The organism is Mesorhizobium sp. M0664 (assembly GCF_040320565.1).
Lineage (GTDB): Bacteria > Pseudomonadota > Alphaproteobacteria > Rhizobiales > Rhizobiaceae > Mesorhizobium.
On sequence record NZ_JAMYPW010000020.1, the window covers coordinates 65,574 to 79,424 of the forward strand.

Below are 13,851 nucleotides of genomic sequence, written 5' to 3' on the forward strand. Positions count from 1 at the left end.
TCTGGCTAGAGAATGTGCAGCAACCGAAGGTGCTTGGTTTTTGTGCATGCCTGATGTGACCAAATTGGCTTCGCCGCTGGATGTGGGTGGCGTGAGAATCCGCAATCGCGTATTTCTCGCGCCCATGTCGGGCATCACCGACGAACCGTTCCGGCAACGCGCCCATGCGCATGGCGCCGGGCTGGTCGTATCGGAAATGGTGGCGAGCGGCGAGCTTGCAAAGGGCAGGGCTGGTTCCGGCCTGCGCATCCGTCATTCCGGGCTGCCTGTCCACATGGTCCAGCTTGCCGGCCGTGAGGTGGCGCACATGGCCGAGGGCGCGCGAATCGCAGCCGGCGAAGGCGCCGACATCGTCGACATCAACATGGGCTGTCCGGCCAAAAAGGTGACGGGCGGCTATGCCGGTTCGGCACTGATGCGAGATCTCGACCACGCGCTGTCGCTGATCGAAGCGGTAGTCGGCGCGGTCGACGTGCCGGTCACGGTCAAAATGCGGCTCGGCTGGGACGAAGGCGCGCTCAACGCGCCGATGCTGGCGCGACGCGCCGAGCAGGCCGGGGTGATGATGGTGACGGTGCATGGCCGCACACGTTGCCAGTTCTATCAGGGCACGGCCGACTGGCGTGCCATCGCACGCGTCAAGCAGGCCGTCTCGATCCCTGTGGTTGCCAATGGCGATGTCGGCTCGCCGGCAGAGGCTGCGTCGATCCTTGACCAATCCGGCGCCGACGCGGTGATGATCGGCCGTGCGCACTATGGCGCGCCGTGGACCGCCGGCAGCATTGTAGCGGCCGCGCTGGCCGAGCCGGTATCCGGCATGCCGGAAAGCCCGCAAGCGCTGACCGATTACGTCATTGCCCATTACGAAGACATGCTGACGCTCTATGGCGTGGAAAGCGGATTGCGCCAGGCGCGCAAGCATCTCGGCTGGTATCTCGACCGCCACGCCGCCACAAGCGACGACCGGCGCAAGGCCATACTCACGTCTTTCGAGCCTGGGCGCGTCATTTCCTTGCTGCGCGACGTATTTTCAAGCGCTCCCGAAGCAGCGAACCTGCGGAGTGCGGCATGAACGCCACCGTCACACAGAGCACGGATATGGCGGACGCCGCGCATATTGTGCTCAACACCATTCGTCGGCCGGTGATCATGGTCGATCCGCAAGGCTTCATCACCTTCGCCAATGCCGATGCCGAGGATTTTTTCCGTTCGAGCGCCACGATGCTCGCCCGCAACACGCTGCACAAGCTCATTCCTTTCGGCAGCCCGCTGCTGACGCTTGTCGACCAGGTGCGCGAGCGCCGGGCGCCAGTCAACGAATACCGGGTGGACGTGTCGTCGCCGCGGCTCGGCATCGAGAAGGTGGTCGATCTCTACGTCGCGCCTGTGACGGAATTTCCAGGCTCCGTCGTGGTAATGTTCCAGGAACGCTCAATGGCCGACAAGATCGACCGGCAGATGACGCATCGCGGTGCGGCGCGCTCGGTCACCGGCCTTGCCGCGATGCTTGCCCATGAGATCAAGAACCCGCTGTCCGGCATTCGTGGTGCCGCGCAGCTGCTTGAACTGTCGGCGTCCGACGAGGATCGCGCACTGACCAGGCTGATCACCGACGAGACCGATCGCATTGTCTCGCTGGTCGACCGCATGGAGGTGTTTTCGGACGAGCGGCCGATCGACCGCTACCCCGTCAACATCCATGTCGTGCTCGACCATGTCAAGGCAATCGCCAAGAACGGTTTTGCCAAGCGGATCAAGATATTGGAGGATTATGATCCATCATTGCCTCCGGTTTTTGCCAATCGCGACCAGCTCATCCAGGTCTTCCTCAATCTGGTAAAAAATGCCGCCGAGGCGATCGGCAGCGATCCGCAGGGCGAGATCATGCTGTCGACCGCCTTCCGTCCGGGCATCCGTGTTTCCGTACCCGGGACTCAGGACCGCGTATCGCTGCCATTGGAATTCTGCGTGCGTGACAACGGTTCGGGTGTTTCCGAGGATATCCTGCCGATCCTGTTCGATCCCTTTATCACCACCAAGCCGAACGGCTCCGGTCTCGGTCTGGCGCTGGTCGCAAAGATCGTCGGCGAGCATGGCGGCATCATTGAATGCGAATCGACGCCGCGCGGGACCACCTTCCGTATCCTGATGCCGGCATGGAAAGAAACCCAGTTTGGCACCGACGACGACGGTGAAGGAGACCGCAAATGACCGTTCGCGGCAATATTCTCGTCGCTGACGACGATGCGGCCATCCGCACAGTCCTCAACCAGGCGCTTTCGCGCGTCGGTCACGACGTGCGCGTCACCTCCAATGCCTCGACGCTGTGGCGCTGGGTGGCGGCGGGCGAGGGCGATCTGGTCATCACCGACGTTGTCATGCCCGACGAGAACGCCTTCGACATGCTGCCGCGCATCAAGAAGGCGCGACCGGAACTGCCGGTCATCGTCATGAGTGCGCAGAACACGTTCATGACCGCGATCCGGGCCTCCGAAACCGGAGCCTATGAATATCTGCCGAAACCGTTCGACCTGACGGAACTGCTCAACATCGTCAACCGCGCGCTTTCCGAGCCGCGGCGGCCCAAGATCGATACGCGTGCCGACGAGCCGCCTGAAACGATGCCGCTGGTCGGCCGCTCGGCGGCCATGCAGGACATCTACCGCATGCTGGCGCGCATGATGCAGACCGACCTGACGGTGATGATCTCGGGCGAATCGGGTACCGGCAAGGAACTGGTGGCGCGCGCGCTGCATGAATATGGCCGTCGTCGTGGTGGCCCCTTCGTCGCCATCAACATGGCGGCGATCCCACGCGACCTGATCGAATCGGAACTATTCGGGCACGAGAAGGGCGCCTTTACTGGCGCACAGAACCGCTCCACTGGCCGTTTCGAGCAGGCCGAAGGCGGCACGCTCTTCCTCGACGAGATCGGCGACATGCCGATGGAAGCGCAGACGCGGCTGCTGCGTGTGCTGCAGCAGGGCGAATACACCACGGTCGGCGGCCGCACGCCGATCAAGACCGACGTGCGCATCGTGGCTGCCACCAACAAGGACCTGCGCACGCTGATCAATCAGGGGCTTTTCCGCGAGGACCTGTTCTACCGCTTGAACGTTGTGCCGCTCAGGCTGCCGGCGCTGCGCGAGCGCTCGGAGGACATTCCGGACCTCGTCCGCCACTTCTTCAAGCTCGGCGTCAGTGAAGGCTTGCAGACCAAGCGCATTTCCACCGGCGGCATCGAGCTGATGAAGCGCTACCCATGGCCCGGTAATGTGCGCGAACTCGAAAATCTCATCCGCAGGCTGGCCGCACTGTATTCGCAGGACGAGATCTCCGCGGAGATCATCGAGGCGGAGTTGAAGACCGGCGAAAGGCCTGTCGTTCCAGGTGGCGGCAACCTCATTCCCGACGACCTTTCCATCGGCCAGGCGGTGGAGCATTTCCTGCAACGCTATTTTGCCTCGTTTGCCGGCGACTTGCCCCCGGCCGGGCTCTATCAGCGAATCCTCTCCGAGGTCGAATATCCGCTGGTCCTCGCCTCGATGACCGCAACGCGCGGTAACCAGATCAAGGCTGCGGAATTGCTGGGGCTCAACCGCAACACGCTGCGCAAGAAGATTCGCGAACTCGGCGTCAACGTCTACAAGTCGTCCAGGCAGGTCTAGACGAATCCCTTTAAGAGCGCTTTCCAGGGGATCGATTGCCGAAAGATTTCCGTCTCGGCCACACTTGTTGCATAATCGCCACAATGCGTTGCATACATCCGACGCAATCACTGGCTCTAGACGGCGACATGGCCCTGCACGCACCGACACTGAGCAAATCGCTTTTCAGCAATACCGGCGCGCGAGACGGTCGCCGGCTGCTTGCGCTGCCGGGCGTGATCGCCGTTGCCGGTGCGCTGGTGACGGCGGCGATCTCCTTCGCCATTCTGGTCGGCGCGACGCCGATCACGCCCGACGCGAGGACGACGCTGGCGCTGATTGCGCTTAATGCGGCGTTCGTCCTGTTTCTGATCTTGCTGGTCGGCCGCGAGGTGCATCGCATCCTGATGGCACGCCGGCACGGCAAGGCTGCGTCGCGCCTGCATGTCCGCATAGTCGCGATGTTTGCGCTGGTCGCCGCCATCCCCGCGATCATGGTGGCGATCATCGCGTCGATCACGCTCGACATCGGCCTCGACCGCTGGTTCGAGATCCGCACCAAGACGATCGTCAATTCGTCGTTGTCGATCGCCGACGCCTATGTGCAGGAAAACGCGCGAAATCTTCAGGGCACGACGTTGTCGATGGCTTACGACCTCGACGCTTCGCGCACGCTCTACGGTCTCGATCGCACCGGGTTCCTCGATCTCATGAACAAGGAGGCGGTGGGACGCTCGCTGGCGCACGCAGCACTCATCAAGCCCGATGGTTCCTTCGTTATGAGCGCCAAGACCGACGCCGACTTTGCCATGCCGGAGCCGCCTGAGGGCGCCGTGGCAAGCGCTGCCGACGGCAAGCCGGTGCTGATAGAGCCGCGCACCCGCAACATCATGGGTGCGATCGTCAAGCTGCGCGAGATCGACGGGCTCTATCTCTACACCATCCGCCTCGTCGATCCCGAGGTGATCAAGGCACGGCAGATCGTCAAATCCAACACCGCCGAATATCGCGGTCTCGAAGACAATCGCCGCACCTCGCAAGTGGCTTTCGCGCTTCCCTATCTGTCGCTGACGCTGATCATCATCCTGTCTGCCATCTGGACCGGCATTGCGGTGGCCGACCGCCTGGTGCGGCCGATTCGTCAGCTCATCGGCGCGGCCGATGAGGTCGCCACCGGCAATCTCGACGTAGCCGTGCCTGTCCGCCCCTCCGACGGTGACGTCGCCTCGCTCGGCGACACCTTCAACAAGATGCTGATGGAGCTGAAATCGCAGCGCAACGAGATCCTGTCGGCCAAGGATTTGATCGACGAGCGGCGGCGCTTTTCGGAGGCGGTGCTTGCCGGCGTCACCGCCGGGGTCATCGGCGTCGATCCATATGGCATCGTCACCATCGTCAACCGTTCGGCGGAAACGATGCTGGCCATATCCGCCACGGCAGCGCTTGGGCAGAACCTTTCGGCCGTGCTGCCGCATGTCGGCCGCGTCTTCGAGATCGGCCGCAAGTCGGGCAAGCCGGTCTATCGCGAACAGGTCACCTTCTATCGTGCCGGCACTGAACGGACCTTCAACGTACAGATCACGATCGAAGCCGGCGACGACGGTTCGGAGGATAAATCCTACGTCGTTACAGTCGATGACATTACCGATCTGGTCCAGGCACAGCGTTCCTCCGCATGGGCCGACGTGGCGCGACGCATCGCCCACGAGATCAAGAATCCACTGACGCCGATCCAGCTTTCGGCCGAGCGTATCAAGCGGCGTTACGGCAAAGTCATCACCGAGGACCGTGAGGTTTTCGATCAATGCACCGACACCATCATCCGGCAAGTGGAGGACATCGGCCGCATGGTCGACGAGTTCTCGGCGTTCGCCCGCATGCCGAAACCGGAAATGAAGGCCATCGATCTGCGCGATTCGTTGCGCGAAGCCTCGTTCCTGGTCGAAGTGAGCCGGGCCGACATCACCTTCGAGCGCTTCTTCGGCAATGAGCCGCTCAAAGGCACGTTCGACAGCCGGCTGATGGCGCAGGCTTTCGGCAACGTCATCAAGAATGCTGCCGAAGCCATCGACGGACTTGATGCAGAGGATCGTCCGCACGGCATAATCCGGATTCAAGCCGGGCGTCAGAATGGCGCGATTCGAATCGACGTCATCGACAACGGCAGGGGCTTGCCGCGCGAGAACCGGCAGCGCTTGCTCGAGCCTTACATGACGACACGCGAGAAAGGCACCGGGCTTGGCCTCGCTATCGTCAAGAAGATCGTGGAGGACCATGGCGGGCGACTCGAGTTGCACGATGCACCAGCGGACTTCCACGATGGGCGGGGTGCAATGATCAGCATCATCCTGCCGGTTGCCGCCACCGTTCCGGTACGCGGCGAGGGCAAGACGGAACACGAAAAAGAAACTGAAAAGGTCGGTAATGGCGTCTGATATTCTCATCGTCGATGACGAGGAAGACATCCGCGAACTCGTCGCCGGCATCCTGAGCGACGAAGGTCACGAAACACGCACGGCGTTTGATGCCGACAGCGCGCTGGCGGCGGTCGCCGACCGGGCACCCAGGCTGATCTTCCTCGACATCTGGCTGCAGGGCTCGCGGCTCGATGGCCTGGCCTTGCTGGACGAGATCAAGACGATGCACCCGAACCTGCCGGTGGTAATGATCTCGGGCCACGGCAACATCGAAACGGCAGTCTCGGCCATCCGCCGCGGCGCCTATGATTTCATCGAAAAGCCATTCAAGGCCGACAGGCTGATCCTCATTGCCGAACGGGCGCTCGAAACCTCCAAATTGAGACGCGAGGTTTCGGATCTCAAGCTGCGCAGCGGCGAGACTTTCGACCTCATCGGCATGTCGTCGGCAATGAGCCAATTGCGCCAGACCATCGAGCGCGTCGCGCCGACCAACAGCCGCGTCATGATTATCGGCCCCTCCGGCTCGGGCAAGGAACTGGCGGCGCGCGCCATCCACGCACTGTCGGCGCGCAAGAGTGCACCGTTTGTGACGCTGAGCGCCGCCAACATCACGCCTGAGCGTATGGAGATCGAGTTGTTCGGCACCGAATCGAACGGCGTCGAACGCAAGGTCGGCGCGCTGGAGGAAGCCCATCGCGGCATTCTCTACATCGATGAAGTGGCCGACATGCCGCGTGAGACGCAAAACAAGATCCTGCGCGTGCTGGTCGAACAGCAGTTCGAGCGGGTAGGGGGCACCAAGCGGGTCAAGGTCGACGTGCGCATCGTCTCGTCGACCTCGCAGAACCTGGAAGCCATGATCGCCGACGGCCGTTTCCGTGAGGACCTTTATCATCGCCTGGCCGTGGTTCCGGTCATGGTGCCGGGACTGGCCGAGCGTCGCGAGGACATTCCTTATCTGGTCGACAATTTCATGAAGCAGATCGCTCGCCAGGCCGGCATCAAGCCGCGCCGCATCGGCGACGACGCGCTGGCGGTGCTGCAGGCGCATAACTGGCCGGGCAACGTTCGCCAGTTGCGCAACAATGTCGAGCGGCTGATGATCCTGGCGCGCGGCGACGATGTCGATGCGCCGATCACCGCCGATCTCCTGCCTGCCGAGATCGGCGACGTCATGCCGCGCACTCCAAACAAATCCGATCAGCACATAATGGCGCTGCCGCTGCGGGAAGCGCGCGAACAATTCGAGAAGGACTATCTGATCGCCCAGATCAACCGTTTTGGCGGCAATATCTCGAAGACGGCAGAGTTTATCGGCATGGAACGCTCTGCATTGCACCGCAAGCTGAAGTCGCTGGGCGTCTGACAGCCAAACCAGTCGTGGCCCACGCAATTATCGGTTACGGCGGTCTTGGAATCGCATAAGAAAGCTGGACTTCTTTCAGGGGTTAGCCATGCCGCGCATTGCGTATGTGAACGGGCGCTACGTCGCTCACGCCGAAGCTTCCGTGCATATCGAGGACCGTGGCTATCAATTCGCCGACGGCGTCTACGAGGTCTGCGAGGTGGCACGAGGCTTCATCGTCGACATGCCCCGCCATCTCGCCCGATTGAACCGCTCACTTGCCGAACTCTCGATCGATTGGCCGATCACGCGCGGCGTGCTGCCGCTCGTCATGCGCGAGGTGGTGCGCCGCAACCATGTCGTCGACGGCCTGGTCTATGTCCAGGTGACACGCGGCGTCGCCAGCCGCGAGTTTTTCTTCCCGCCGGCGGAGACGAAGCCGTCGCTGGTGGTGACTGCCAAAAAAGCCGATCCTGCAGCTGCCGCGAAGCGGGCCGAGAGCGGGATCCGGGTTATCACAGTGCCGGAGAACCGGTGGGATCGGGTCGATATCAAGTCGGTCGGCCTGTTGCCGAACGTGCTGGCCAAGCAGAAAGCCAAGGAAGCCGGCGCTCAGGAGGCCTGGTTCGTCGATGTCGACGGCACCGTCAAGGAAGGTGGATCGTCGAACGCCTGGATCATCACCGGGGACGGCGTGCTGGTGACGCGGCCGGCCGAGCACGGCATCCTGCGCGGCATCACCCGTACGACGCTGTTCGACGTGGCCGCCAAGCTCGGCCTGAAGATCGAGGAGCGCGGTTTTTCGGTGGCCGAAGCCAAGGCCGCGCGCGAGGTTTTCATCAGCTCCGCGACCACGATTGCCATGCCGGTGGTGGCGATCGATGGCGCTCCCGTCGCCAACGGCCACCCGGGCTCGATAACAGTTTCATTACGGCAGGCCTTTTTTGACGTTGCGGAAAAAAGTCCAGCCTGATAACCGCACAGATGGAATGAACATCAATATATCTCGTTCTGCTTGTCGTTACTGACGGCAAGATGGTGTTTGCGTGCTTGACATGTGCCGGCTAATTTGGCGCATTGGCCTGCAAACCGAAGGGGATCGGCGAAAGACAAGAACAATGGCGGAACGATCGCAAAATCTTCAGGACCTGTTCCTGAATTCAGTTCGCAAGAGCAAAAATCCACTCACCATCTTTCTCATCAACGGCGTGAAGCTGACCGGCGTGGTCACTTCGTTCGACAATTTCTGCGTTCTGCTGCGTCGCGACGGCCATTCCCAGCTTGTCTACAAGCACGCTATTTCCACGATCATGCCGAGCCAGCCGGTTCAGATGTTCGATGGTGAGGAAAGCCAGGGCGCCTGATTGGAACGTGAGAAAGACGCGGACCGCCGCGTTCGCGGAAAACCAGCACATCAGACCGGGACAGAGGCCAACGGCCCGACCCGGGCGGTGGTAATCGTGCCGGTGCTTACCCGGCAGCCGCGTGGCGGCGACGACACCAACCGCCCCCGCCTGACCCGTTCCGCCGAGGCTCGTCGCGACGAGGCCGTCGGCCTCGCCAGCGCCATCGACCTCGACCTGGTCCACACGGCGGTGGTGACCGTCAACGATCCACGCCCGGCGACCTTGCTCGGCAGCGGCAAGGTGGCGGAGTTCGCTGAGATCGTCAAAGAGGGCCACGCGGAAGTGGTCATTGTCGATCATCCGCTGACCCCGGTACAGCAGCGCAACCTCGAAAAAGAGTTGAACGCCAAGGTGCTCGACCGCACCGGGCTGATCCTGGAGATTTTCGGCGAGCGCGCCCGCACCAAGGAAGGCACGCTGCAGGTCGATCTTGCCCATCTCAACTACCAGAAAGGCCGCCTTGTGCGGAGCTGGACCCACCTCGAGCGCCAGCGTGGCGGCGCCGGCTTTCTCGGCGGCCCTGGCGAGACCCAGATCGAGTCGGATCGGCGTGTGCTGCAGGACAAGATCACCAAGCTGAAGCACGAGCTCGAAACTGTGCGCCGCACCCGCGACCTGCACCGCGCCAAGCGCAAGAAGGTGCCATTTCCGGTAGTGGCGATCGTCGGCTACACCAATGCCGGCAAGTCGACTCTGTTCAACCGGCTGACCGGAGCAGGGGTGCTGGCCGAAGACATGCTGTTTGCCACGCTCGACCCGACGCTGCGCCGCGTGCGTCTGCCGCACGGCACGCCGATCATCCTTTCCGATACGGTCGGCTTCATTTCCGACCTGCCAACGCATCTGGTCGCGGCCTTCAGGGCGACGCTGGAGGAAGTGGTCGAGGCAGACCTCGTCATTCATCTGCGCGACATCTCCGATCCCGATACGGCCGCGCAGGCCGAAGATGTCGAGCGCATCCTTGCCGATCTCGGCGTCGATGCCCGCGATAGCAAGCGCGTCATCGAAGTATGGAACAAGATCGACCGGCTCGACGAGGGCAACCGGGCGCGGCTGCTTGCCGATGGTGCTGACGGCAAGAAGGCACCGCCGATCGCCATATCGGCGGTAACCGGCGAAGGCATCGATGCGCTGAAGGCGATCATCGAGACGATGATGTCGGGCGAACTGGAGACCTTCACCGTCACACTCAAGCCCGACCAACTCGGCGTCGTCGACTGGCTTTACCGCAACGGCGACATCATCTCGCGCGACGACAATGAGGATGGCAGCGTAACCGTCGCGCTTAAAGCTACACACAGCGCTCGGCAGGAGATCGAAAGCCGATTGCGCCGTCAAAACAACGGGTAGAGGCGGTTACTTCGCGCTTTTTGCCTGCTGCCAGAGCGCTTCCATCTCGTCCAGTGTCGCCTCTTCCAGGCTGTTTCCCGACGCTTGCAGCGTCCGCTCGACATAGTGGAAGCGCGACCGGAATTTTTCGTTGGTGCCGCTGAGTGCCGCTTCGGAATCAATTTTGAGGTGCCGGCCGAGATTGACGACCGCAAACAGCATGTCGCCGAACTCGTCCTTGATCGGCGCAGTGTCGCCTTTGGCCAGCGCCTCGCGTAGTTCGCCGATCTCCTCCTCGATCTTGTCGAGGATCGGCGCCGCCTCGCTCCAGTCGAAGCCGACGCGGGCGGCCTTTTCCTGCAGCTTGAGCGCCCGGGTCAGCGCGGGCAGGGCGACCGGCACGCTGTCGAGAAAGCCCTTGCCATGGTCTTCCGGGTCGAGCCCACGGGTGAGGCGCGCACTGCGCTTCTCCGCCTTTTCCTCTGCCTTGATTTTTTCCCACATGCCCTTGGCCATGCCGGCGCTGCGCGCCTTGTTGTCGCCGAAGACATGGGGGTGGCGGCGGATCATTTTTGTGGTGATGGCCTGGACCACATCGCCGAATGAAAATTCGCCGGCCTCCTCGGCCATTTGCGCGTGGTAGACCACTTGCAGCAGGAGATCGCCGAGTTCATCCCGCAGATCGTCCAGATCGCCGCGCGCAATGGCGTCCGCCACTTCGTAGGCTTCCTCGATCGTGTACGGCGCGATTGTCGAAAAGTCCTGCTCGATATCCCACGGGCAGCCGGTTTCCGGCGCCCGCAGCGCTGCCATGATCTCGATCAGTCGGGAAATGTCTTTCGAGGGTTTCATCTGGGAAACGCTATCCTGTACACGGCTGTGCGGCCAACGGCTTCAGCCGGTGAGGGCGCCTTGTCCACAGACGGGCCGCCAGACCATGATACGAAAGTGGAAGCCGGTTTCCGGAAGATCCTAGTTAGCAAAAGCATCAGTCGAGCACGGAGACTATCGCCTTGGCGAGCGCATCCATGCCGTCCTCGGGCAGGCCGGCAACGTTGATGCGGCTGTCGCCGACCATATAGATGGCATGCTCGGCGCGCAGCCGCTCGACTTGCGCCTCCGACAGGCCAAGCCGGGAAAACATGCCGCGATGGCTGGCGACGAAATCGAAACGGTCGGAGTTGGACTGCCGCCGCAGCGCCTCGGCGAACTGGACGCGCAGCCGCAGCATGCGCAGCCGCATCTCTTCAAGCTCTGCCTCCCAGTCGGAACGCAATGCGGGGTCTTCAAGCACGATGCGCACCGCCGCCGCGCCGTGGTCCGGCGGCATCGAATACATGGCGCGCGCCGCCGACAGCATCTGGCCCATCGCCAAATCCGCCTGCGCGCCACCTTTCGCCATGATCAGCGCTGCACCGACTCGGTCGCGATAGACGGCAAAGTTCTTCGAGCAGCTGGAGGCAACGACCATTTCCGGAACTTTTGCCGCCAGAAGGCGCAAGCCGGCGGCATCCGCATCAAGTCCCTCGCCAAAGCCCTGATAGGCGATGTCGACAAAGGGCAGCAGGCCGCGCTCAACGACAAGATCGGCAATGGCAGCCCATTGCGAGATGTCTAGATTGGCGCCTGTCGGGTTATGGCAGCAGCCATGCAACAATACGACGTCGCCAGGATTCGCGGTTCTCAATGCATTCAGCATGTCGTCGAAGCGAACCGCACCAGAAGCAGCGTCGAAATAGGGATATTCGCGTATCTGCAGGCCAGCGGCGCGCATCACCGGCATGTGGTTCGGCCATGTCGGATCCGACAGCCAGACCATCGCGTCGGTGCGGGTCCTTTTCAGCAGCTCTGCTACCAGCCGCAGCGCGCCGGAGCCGCCTGGCGCCTGCGCCGCACGAATGCGCGTCATGTCGGCGGCTGGGCCGAACACCAACCTGGCCATCGCCGCGTTGAAGGCGGTATCGCCGGCAAGGCCGAGATAGGTCTTGGTATCCTGGCCCTGCAGCAGCCGCTTTTCGGCTTCGCGCACCGCGCGCATCACCGGCGTCTTGCCGTCGCGATCCTTATAGACGCCGACCCCAAGATCGACCTTGTCGGGACGCGGGTCGGCGCGATAGAGGCCGATCAAGGCCAGGATCTTGTCGGCAGGCGCGGGCTGGAGATTTTCGAACATCGATAAGGTTCCGTTGGCGGCGGAGTGATACGCAAACCGGCCGTGCTTTGCCAGCAGTTTCATATGCGCCAACTCGGCGCCGGTTTGCCTCGAAGGCGGCCGATACTATCTGGCGGGCGAGAGCGGGCCCGATACCTCCCAGGACGAGAACGCGGCGAGCCGTAAGAAAATTTCGGGGAGAGCGGGATTAACATCCCGACCTGCTCCGTAAACAGGACATGAAACGGCCGATGCCACGCTTCGATATTCTGGGACAGCTCGGTTCGCTGCGCCGCTATGCACGCTCGCTGACGCGCGACAGCGCCGATGCAGAGGATCTGGTGCATGATGCGCTGGTGCGTGCCTATGAGCGACGCGGCAGCTTCCGCTCCGGCGGAAATCTTCGCGTATGGCTGCTGTCGATCGTCCATAATGCATTCATCGACGGTCTGCGGTCCCGCAAATCCGAAGCAATGCGCATCGAACAGGCCGGCTATCTCGCCGAGGCGAATGTCCCGGCGCCGCAGGAACATTCGGTCCGTCTGGCGCAGGTGCGCGAAGCGTTTTTCGAATTGCCGGAGGAGCAGCGTTCGGCGTTGCATCTCGTCGCCATCGAGGGGCTTAGCTACAGCCAGGCCGCTGAGGTGAGTGGCGTGCCGCTTGGCACGCTGATGTCGCGCATCGGCAGGGCGCGTGCGGCCCTGCGCGAGATGGAGGACGCGGTGCCGGCACGCGCGAAAGGCCATCTGAAGATCGTCGGAGGTGGATCATGAACCAACTGCGCGATCCCGTGACCGACGCCGATCTCGACGCCTATGTCGACGATCAGCTGGACGTGGCTCGTCGCATCGAGGTCGAGGCGTTCCTTTCGGCCCGCCCGGACGCGGCCGCGCGGGTGATGTCCGACTTACGGATGCGTGACGAATTGCGCGTGGCGCTTGCCGGATCGAAAGGCATGGCGCGGCCCGCGACGGCCGATGCTGCACGGCGGCTGGAGCGGGGATTGGCGCGCGGCCGCGTCCTTGGTGCTTTGCAGCGAGCTGCGGCAGTCGCTGTCTTCGTCGCTGCCGGCTGGCTTGCGAACGGGCTCATCGGACCGATATCGGTGACGGAAGTCGTCGCTTCGACCCATCCGCCGGCCTATGTGGAGGACGCGGTCCGGGCGCACCGCACGACGCTCGTGCGTGAGGCGATGTCGTCGCAACCCGAAGCACCCGGCTACAATGCCGACGAAATCCGCGCCGCGACGGCGATCGTGATGCCATCGCTGTCAGCGGACTGGACGGTCCGTGACGTGCAGATCTATCCATCGCAATTCGGACCGAGCGTCGAGATGGCTGTCGAGACGAAAGAGATGGGGCTGGTCTCGTTGTTCGCGATCAGGCCCGGAACATTCGACGTCGTCAAGCCGACCGTCGTTCCCTCGGGCGAAGTTTCCTCGGCTTATTTCCAGATCGGCGAGGTCGCCTACGCGGTCGTCGGACGCAGCGATGTCGGCGGTCTCGATCGCACGGCCGAAGCGCTCGCCAAAACGCTTTACTGATCGACCTGC

The 13,851-nt window shown here is 62.7% G+C and carries 12 protein-coding genes; 10 read left to right on the top strand and 2 right to left on the bottom strand.

The annotated features are described in order from the left end of the window. Positions 1 to 46 precede the first annotated feature (46 nt). The 8 genes from dusB (at position 47) to hflX (ending at position 10,168) form a co-directional block, all read left to right on the top strand. On the top strand, positions 47 to 1,072 hold the full coding sequence (dusB, locus tag NKI39_RS19070; protein ID WP_352833571.1) for a tRNA dihydrouridine synthase DusB: 1,026 nt from the start codon (positions 47 to 49) through the stop codon (positions 1,070 to 1,072). Continuing rightward, positions 1,069 to 2,211, top strand: coding sequence for a two-component system sensor histidine kinase NtrB (locus NKI39_RS19075; protein ID WP_023675075.1), 1,143 nt, complete (start codon positions 1,069 to 1,071; stop codon positions 2,209 to 2,211). The genes dusB and NKI39_RS19075 overlap by 4 nt, the downstream gene beginning before the upstream one ends. Further along, positions 2,208 to 3,668, top strand: coding sequence for a nitrogen regulation protein NR(I) (gene ntrC, locus NKI39_RS19080; protein ID WP_254817199.1), 1,461 nt, complete (start codon positions 2,208 to 2,210; stop codon positions 3,666 to 3,668). The genes NKI39_RS19075 and ntrC overlap by 4 nt, the downstream gene beginning before the upstream one ends. A 128-nt stretch (positions 3,669 to 3,796) precedes the next feature. Next, positions 3,797 to 6,082 (top strand): sensor histidine kinase NtrY-like, encoded by a 2,286-nt coding sequence (locus tag NKI39_RS19085; protein ID WP_352833574.1) that lies wholly within the window; start codon positions 3,797 to 3,799, stop codon positions 6,080 to 6,082. Beyond that, positions 6,072 to 7,433, top strand: coding sequence for a nitrogen assimilation response regulator NtrX (gene ntrX / locus NKI39_RS19090; protein WP_352471845.1), 1,362 nt, complete (start codon positions 6,072 to 6,074; stop codon positions 7,431 to 7,433). Before NKI39_RS19085 ends, ntrX begins: the two co-directional genes overlap by 11 nt. 88 nt (positions 7,434 to 7,521) lie before the next feature. Then, positions 7,522 to 8,385, top strand: a complete 864-nt coding sequence (locus NKI39_RS19095) for a D-amino-acid transaminase (protein ID WP_352448933.1) — start codon at positions 7,522 to 7,524, stop codon at positions 8,383 to 8,385. A 145-nt stretch (positions 8,386 to 8,530) separates the two neighbouring features. Then, entirely contained in the window at positions 8,531 to 8,776 is a 246-nt protein-coding gene (gene hfq / locus NKI39_RS19100) for an RNA chaperone Hfq (RefSeq protein ID WP_006202172.1), read from the top strand. Beyond that, positions 8,777 to 10,168 carry a GTPase HflX gene (gene hflX, locus NKI39_RS19105; RefSeq protein ID WP_352833577.1) on the top strand — a complete coding sequence of 464 codons (1,392 nt, stop codon included), beginning with the start codon at positions 8,777 to 8,779 and terminating at the stop codon, positions 10,166 to 10,168. 6 nt (positions 10,169 to 10,174) lie between these two features. Here hflX and mazG read toward each other — a convergent pair whose 3' ends face one another. Continuing rightward, positions 10,175 to 10,999, bottom strand: a complete 825-nt coding sequence (gene mazG / locus NKI39_RS19110) for a nucleoside triphosphate pyrophosphohydrolase (protein WP_352772849.1) — start codon at positions 10,997 to 10,999, stop codon at positions 10,175 to 10,177. Positions 11,000 to 11,135: 136 nt separating this feature from the next. Next, positions 11,136 to 12,320: an amino acid aminotransferase gene (locus NKI39_RS19115; RefSeq protein ID WP_352682713.1), complete on the bottom strand. Its 1,185-nt coding sequence runs from the start codon at positions 12,318 to 12,320 to the stop codon at positions 11,136 to 11,138. Positions 12,321 to 12,538: 218 nt separating this feature from the next. On the opposite strand from NKI39_RS19115, the gene NKI39_RS19120 reads away from it, so the two are divergent. Both NKI39_RS19120 and NKI39_RS19125 read left to right on the top strand, forming a co-directional pair. Further along, positions 12,539 to 13,072, top strand: a complete 534-nt coding sequence (locus NKI39_RS19120) for a sigma-70 family RNA polymerase sigma factor (protein ID WP_502896504.1) — start codon at positions 12,539 to 12,541, stop codon at positions 13,070 to 13,072. Beyond that, positions 13,069 to 13,842 carry an anti-sigma factor family protein gene (locus tag NKI39_RS19125; RefSeq protein ID WP_352833580.1) on the top strand — a complete coding sequence of 258 codons (774 nt, stop codon included), beginning with the start codon at positions 13,069 to 13,071 and terminating at the stop codon, positions 13,840 to 13,842. The genes NKI39_RS19120 and NKI39_RS19125 overlap by 4 nt, the downstream gene beginning before the upstream one ends. Positions 13,843 to 13,851: the final 9 nt, after the last annotated feature.